This is a genomic window from Porphyromonas somerae DSM 23386, assembly GCF_000372405.1.
In the GTDB taxonomy this organism is placed as follows: Bacteria; Bacteroidota; Bacteroidia; order Bacteroidales; family Porphyromonadaceae; genus Porphyromonas_A; species Porphyromonas_A somerae.
The window spans coordinates 1-6,412 of record NZ_AQVC01000070.1 but is presented as its reverse complement, the minus strand read 5'-3'; the positions used below and the strand labels follow the sequence as shown (position 1 = coordinate 6,412).

The 6,412-nt window shown below is 51.0% G+C and carries 5 protein-coding genes; 1 reads left to right on the top strand and 4 read right to left on the bottom strand.

What is annotated here, in order from left to right; translation table 11 throughout:
• Positions 1–287 precede the first annotated feature (287 nt).
• The 4 genes from A3GK_RS0109810 to A3GK_RS0109795 are packed head-to-tail and all read right to left on the bottom strand — an operon-like array spanning position 288 to position 5,145.
• Positions 288–746 (bottom strand): YqaA family protein, encoded by a 459-nt coding sequence (locus A3GK_RS0109810; RefSeq protein ID WP_051052344.1) that lies wholly within the window; start codon positions 744–746, stop codon positions 288–290.
• A 30-nt stretch (positions 747–776) separates the two neighbouring features.
• Positions 777–1,661: a hypothetical protein gene (locus A3GK_RS0109805; RefSeq protein WP_018029274.1), complete on the bottom strand. Its 885-nt coding sequence runs from the start codon at positions 1,659–1,661 to the stop codon at positions 777–779.
• Between the two features lie 16 nt (positions 1,662–1,677).
• The gene (gene purD / locus A3GK_RS0109800; protein WP_018029273.1) at positions 1,678–2,967 is read right to left on the bottom strand and encodes a phosphoribosylamine--glycine ligase; all 1,290 of its coding nucleotides are present in this window, start codon (positions 2,965–2,967) and stop codon (positions 1,678–1,680) included.
• Positions 2,968–2,985: 18 nt separating this feature from the next.
• Positions 2,986–5,145, bottom strand: a complete 2,160-nt coding sequence (locus A3GK_RS0109795; RefSeq protein WP_244860748.1) for a S9 family peptidase — start codon at positions 5,143–5,145, stop codon at positions 2,986–2,988.
• Positions 5,146–5,696: 551 nt separating this feature from the next.
• Between A3GK_RS0109795 and A3GK_RS0109790 the strand changes: the two genes are divergently transcribed.
• Positions 5,697–6,230: a hypothetical protein gene (locus A3GK_RS0109790; protein ID WP_018029271.1), complete on the top strand. Its 534-nt coding sequence runs from the start codon at positions 5,697–5,699 to the stop codon at positions 6,228–6,230.
• Positions 6,231–6,412: the final 182 nt, after the last annotated feature.

Genomic DNA, 6,412 nt, shown 5'->3' with positions numbered 1-6,412 from the left:
CACAAGCCTATCAAGGTGCGACCACAAGGGTCGTAGGGTATTTTGGGGTCTCGTAACCCGCCGGTCTTCGGCTCTACGAGCCTTGACCGGGGGCTAGCTGAGTGGCACCCTTCGGGTGCTCCCCATGCCGCGTCCGACCTGTCTGACCCGTCCGATTCGTCCGACTTGTCCGATAAGGTGCCCCCCCTGTCCGATAAGGTGCACCCCCCGTCCGATTCGTCCGACTTGTCCGATAAGGTGCACCCTCTTGTCCGATAAGGTGCACCCCCTTATCCGATAAGGTGCCCTCAGGCAGCAGCTAGCAGGCCGGCAATCCAATCAAAAGCTCCGAAGACGACGAGGTAGCGGAGGAATTTACCAAGGAACATCCAAAAAGCTACCGGCCAAACTCTCGCCTTGAGCAATCCTAGGGCGACGGCAAAGAAGTCACCCACGCCAGGGAGAAAGACGAAAAACGCCATCCATGACCCTTTGTCCTGGAGCCACTGAACCCACTTATCGACTATCTCTTCCGGCATCTTGAGGTACTTGGTGATCCACTCTGTCTTACCCAACCAGCCGAGCCAGTAGCAACTCATGCCCCCTAGGAAGTTGCCAATAGTAGCAGCCACTAGCACCGGTACATACTCTGCCCCAGCAGCAAGGACGCCAACCACTACTGGCTCAGAGCCAAAGGGGAGGACGGTGGCAGCCAAAAAGGCGGCTAAAAAGACGCCTATGTATCCATACTGAATTAAGAAATCTATCATCCTATAAAAGCAGAGTGTTTAATGAAGTCAGCCCCACACTTTGAATGCCCAAAGGGCAAGGGTGAAAAGGGTGAGAGGAAGGACAATCCAACGGCTATCACGCTCGGTAGCAAAGTGCACGGACATAATACCACTGACGAAGATAGCACCGTGGATAAACAATTGTGGGCCCCCACTCTGCGCCCCATAGAGCAGGTGAAGAAGCATCAGGATCCAAGCCAACTGGACGTGAAAGTTCAATGCCAACCGCACTCTCACCACACTGGTCCGAAGGCTCTGAAAACAGGCAATAGTAATGAGTAGTAGGTATAGAAGGTCCAAGAGGATCAATGGCCACTCGGAAAGAGGAGCTAGCTGGATCTGGGTGATCGGAGCAATACCGGCCTGTAGGAAGCTAGCTACCCCCTCCCAACTTCTTGGGGCAAAGAGCATGAGGGCGAGTAGCAGGATGGAGATGGTACCGATAAGGAGGGCGGTAATATGGCGTCCTGAAAGGCTCTTAATTCCTCTCAGCTTGGCCAAGATAAAGGGATAGAGGAGGATACTGGCGGGGTGGATAATCAATAAACACCCCAATAGTACTCCAAGATTATGCACAAAAAAGGGGGAGCGGCTATGCCTAAGTGAGGAGACAATGCCGTCGCTCAGCATGATGATAAGGACCAATCCAAGTAGCCCCAAACTAACTTGTGCAGTGGGAAGTAGGAGGTGTGCAGCAAAGTAGAGGGTCATCAGCAACCACCCCACCAGCGAGGAGCGGGTAGAGCCATACGCCAACTCTCCATGTCGCTTTGCCGATAGCACAACAAAGATCAGCAGAGCAGCAATGAACCAAGGAGAGGAGACGAGTAGACCCCACCACGTATCTAGCTGTGGTAGTAACTGGCTGACGATGGAGGGCTTAGGGAACATGGAGTGGAAAGAAGAATCACAGCTTCAATAGATCCTGCCCAATATCGTGGCGGTAGGTGATGCCTTCGTAGTGCACACCTTGCAGACGATGGTAAGCTTTATCAAGGGCCTCCTGAATGGTATCGCCCATAGAGGAGATGGCAAGTACACGACCACCAGAGGTGACCACCCCCTCTTCTTGGGAGGCTGTACCCATATGGAATATCTGAAGGTCAGGAGTAGCCTCACCCTCTAGTCCTGTGATAGGGTAGCCTTTTTGATACGCTTCGGGATAGCCCTTGGAAACGGTGACGATCGTGGTGGCCACCTCATCAAACTCTAGGAGGGGCTCCATCTGTCCCAGCACCTGCTCTTTGAGTGCCAGCATAGAGCCGACAATATCGCCCTTGATGCGTAGCATCACCGCCTCGGTTTCGGGATCGCCCATGCGACAATTGTACTCAATCACGTAGGGGTCGCCAGCAACGTTCATCAGTCCGAAGAAGATGAAGCCACGGTAGTCAATTCCTTCGGAGTGGAGCCCTTGGATAGTGGGGCGGATAATGCGCTCTTCCACCTTTTGGATAAAGGCATCATCCACAAAGGGGACGGGAGATACCGCCCCCATACCACCCGTATTGAGCCCAGTATCGCCCTCGCCAATACGTTTGTAATCCTTAGCGGTGGGGAGAAGCATATAATCTCGGCCATCGGTGAGGACAAAAACGGAGCATTCGATGCCAGAGAGGTGACTCTCCACCACAACGGTGGCACCGGCGGAACCAAACTTACCCCCTAGCATCTCTTTCATCTCGGCCTCAGCCTCCTCAAGGGTCTCGGGAATGACGACGCCTTTGCCCGCAGCCAAGCCATCGGCTTTCAGCACGTAAGGGGGTCGCTCTTCTTCCCTCAGATAGCGAAGCCCCTCCTCAAGGGTCTCACTAGTAAAGGAGCGGTACTTGGCAGTAGGGATACCATGGCGAAGCATAAAGGCTTTGGCAAACTCTTTGCTCCCCTCCAATTCGGCTCCGGCCTTGGTAGGACCAACAATATGAAGGTGGCTCAGCTGGGGATCGGCCTGTAGGAAATCAACGATTCCCTCTACCAAAGGCACCTCGGGACCGACAATCACCAACTCGATCTCTTTTTCTTTGATCAACTGAGCGATGGCTTCAAACTGCGTGACGCCGATAGGCACATTGTGGCACTTGGGTAGGCTACCGCCATTGCCTGGAGCCATATAGATGTGGGTGATCATATCGCTCAACCCTATTTTCCATGCAAGGGCCTGCTCTCGGCCACCGCTACCGATAATTAATGCTTTCATATATCTATGCTCTTGGCTTTACTTCAAATGATCTTCAAAATAACGACAAATCACCTTGTGGAGGTGCACACGGTCCTGACCGCGGACGTTGTGCTCATCCATCGGATAAACCATGTAATCAGGAAGGGTGCCAGCCTTGACACTCGCCTGAAGGAATAGTTGGGAGTGCTGCCAAAGGGCAACAGGGTCCACCCCTCCGTGGATGAGCAGTAGGCGACCCTTGAGATCTCCAGCACGCTCAATCAGGTTGCTCTCTTGGTAGCCCTGAGGATTCTCGGCAGGAGTATCCATATAGCGCTCACCATACATCACCTCGTAGTAGGCCCAGTTCATCACTGGACCACCAGCGACCCCAACCTTGAAGGTCTCTGGGTGGCTGAGCATCAGGTTGGTCGCCATAAATCCGCCAAAGCTCCAACCATAGACACCGATGCGATCGGCATCCACATAGGGAAGGCTGCGAAGGTAGTCGATGCCGAGCATCTGATCGGCCATCTCTACTTTTCCTAGCTGTCGGTGAGTGATGCTCTCAAACGCCATACCACGATTGGAGGTACCACGATTATCTAGGGTGAAGACAATGTAGCCCTCTTGTGCCATATAGGTATCCCACCCCATACGCAGTGACCGCCAACTATCCGTAACGAGCTGAGAGTGAGGACCGCCATAGACGTAGAGGACCACTGGGTATTTACGACCAGGCTCCAACTCTGCTGGGCGGGTCAGCTTGTAGTAGAGGTCGTCGCCCTCAGCTGTTTTGAGGCTACCGAGCTCTACAGTAGGACGGTATTTATTGGCTAGAGGATCCTCGGCACGCAGTAGCTCACGCACTTGTCGCTTGCCCTTTAGTGAGATCAGCTGCTCCACTGATGGGGTATCCAGATTGGAAAAGCGATCGTAGGCGAGGCTGAAGTCGGGAGAGAGCCAAACGTAATGGGTGCCATTGCCCTCGGTGATACGCTCTACGCGAGGACGCTTGAGGGAGACTCTGTAGAGATCTTGGCCGATGGGGTAATCTTTATTGGAGGTGAAGTAGATGTAACCGCTGGCCTCGTCAATGCCCATCAGCTCCTTCACCTCCCATGCTCCATCTGTGAGCTGGGTGAGCAAGTGCCCCTCTCTGCTATATAGGTAGAGATGATTGTAGCCACGGACGCGACTGAGTCGCACAAAACGTCCATCTTGCAAGAAGCGAATAGGAGTGGAGGGCTCGATGTACTTGGGATGGGTCTCCTTGAGTAGGGTACGGACCAATCGACCTGTAGCAACGTTGTACTCCCGGAGGTTGGTCTCTGCTTGGCTACGCTCTACTTCGTCAATAACAAGGCTCTTACTATCGGGAGTCCAAGCGAGATTGGTGAAGAAGCGGTCGGTGGGAGCACCCGTCTGTAGGTACTGGATGGTTCCCTTCTGGCTATCGTAAATGCCAACGGTCACTTTTTCGCTCTTGCGACCAGCCATTGGATATTTAATGGGTTGGTACTGGGCAATCTGTGGATTGATCTGGACAATGGGGTAGGACTCTACATCGCTCTGATCATTGCGATAAAAGGCGAAGTAACGGCCATCGGGTGAGGGGAATAGTCCGCCATCAATACCAAACTCATTGCGGTGCACGGAGACACCATAAGCGATATCAAAGGAGCCATCGGTGGTGAGTAGCTTTGGCTCTTGCCCTGGGGTGACAACGGCTATATTCTGCCCATCGGAAAGAAGGGCATAATGACCTTGTGCGGTAGGTGTAAAGTGGGTCCAACGCTTCCGATCAAAGCTATAGCGATAGACTTCTTGTTGCTTTTTATAATCCCAAAGCACCCAATCGCCTCCTACATTGGCACAGAGGAGGTCGCCTTTGAAGTGCATGTAGTAGGGGGTAAGGCCAAGACTCTCTCGGCTAGCAATCAGTTGTCGCCCTTGGATGCCATCGGCATACAAACCATCTTCCTGAAGCACAAGGAGCCCTTCATTGACCATATTGAGGGACTGGGTGCTCTCCGGCATCAGCTGGGCATACTGAATGGAGCCAGGGGTGGCCTCTTCGATGCTCCACGGGCTCTTGGTGGTTTGTGCTACGGCACTGATACTTAAGCTCGCTAGTAGTGGTATAAGCGCGAGCATCCATTGGATCGTTACGCTACGTCTCATGATATCTATTTTGGATGTTTGATTTATATTCATACAAATCTACCAAAAAAGCACGGAACCACTTGCCCCAACGTTCGTACGACAGGGGTTACGCATTAGAAAAGTCTTTAGCAAGGTGTCTATGAGTAAGGACCTCGCAGAGGTCCTTCAAAGCCTTTTATTTGTTGGTGATTAGTGAAGAGGCTATTCATTATGCACTCCGTGCAACAGTCTCAAGTGGAGGGCGTCTGACTCGTCTGACCTGTCCGACTCGTCCGACTCGTCCGATTAGGTACCCCCGTGCCTCCTCCGGAGGTCCTTATCAATAGCTCATGTAAAGCAAAGCGGAAAATGAGAATGTTGCACGAAGTGCCATTCTCGCACATTTGTTTCAAATGTGCCGAGACTTTGCACAAAGGATGAGATGCAAGGCGCTGACGGCAAGGTGCACGTAGGGCACCAGGCACACACAAAAGGGTAAGGGTGCTGGGAGCGTACTCACGTACGTGACCGAGCCCGAATCCCGAAAGCAACGCCGCAGATCGCCTTCGTGCAATAGTCTCAAAATAGGTACATTTGTGGTTGCATACACACACTATAGGGACATGAAGAAGATAATGTATATATGGAATAGATTGTATTACGGTCATTACTACTACAATCGTTGGACCCAGATTTTATACTATAGAATATTTGGGATGATCCTCATTCGCATTCCGTACAGATTGGGCATGATCAATAAAGAGAAATACATGAGAGTAAATAAGGAGGTAGTAAGAAGTCTGACAAATGAAAAGATCAGTACCATAGTGCTCCTTTCTGATACAAGCATGCTGGCATTCACGACACTTATCCTATGGACCATTGCAAACTTCACCACCTTACTAATACCAAGTGCATCACCAGCAATGCTAAATAGAGCAACCTTCATAGTCATTACCGCCATCGTGACTATACCGATTAACTACTTTACCCTATGGAGGAAAGATAGGTATCTAGAATACTTCATAGAATTTCGTAAGACATCATCGTTAAGAAATCGGATTTGGTCCATCATCAGTATAAGTACCTTGATTCTAGCCCTGCTCTTATTTATCCTAAGTATGCACCTGATGGGTAATAACCCAAAAAGTGTGTAAGGCAGACTGCTCCTTTGAATTGCGAATGTACTTATTTCGCTTTGTTTCCCGAAAAACAACAAAGATAGACCTATAAAGTATAGATTTCTCTTATTATCATACATTGTAGAGGGGTTGAATGGATGGTAATTGTTCCTTCAGTTTAATGTAGTATGGAAGCCAGTCTTTGTATTGATCTCTAT

Bases quoted from the DNA above. Each gene is read 5' to 3' on its own strand.
- A3GK_RS0109805 (WP_018029274.1), bottom strand. From the start codon at position 1,661: ATGTTCCCTAAGCCCTCCATCGTCAGCCAGTTACTACCACAGCTAGAT.
- purD (WP_018029273.1), bottom strand. From the start codon at position 2,967: ATGAAAGCATTAATTATCGGTAGCGGTGGCCGAGAGCAGGCCCTTGCA.
- A3GK_RS0109795 (WP_244860748.1), bottom strand. From the start codon at position 5,145: ATGAATATAAATCAAACATCCAAAATAGATATCATGAGACGTAGCGTA.
- A3GK_RS0109790 (WP_018029271.1), top strand. From the start codon at position 5,697: ATGAAGAAGATAATGTATATATGGAATAGATTGTATTACGGTCATTAC.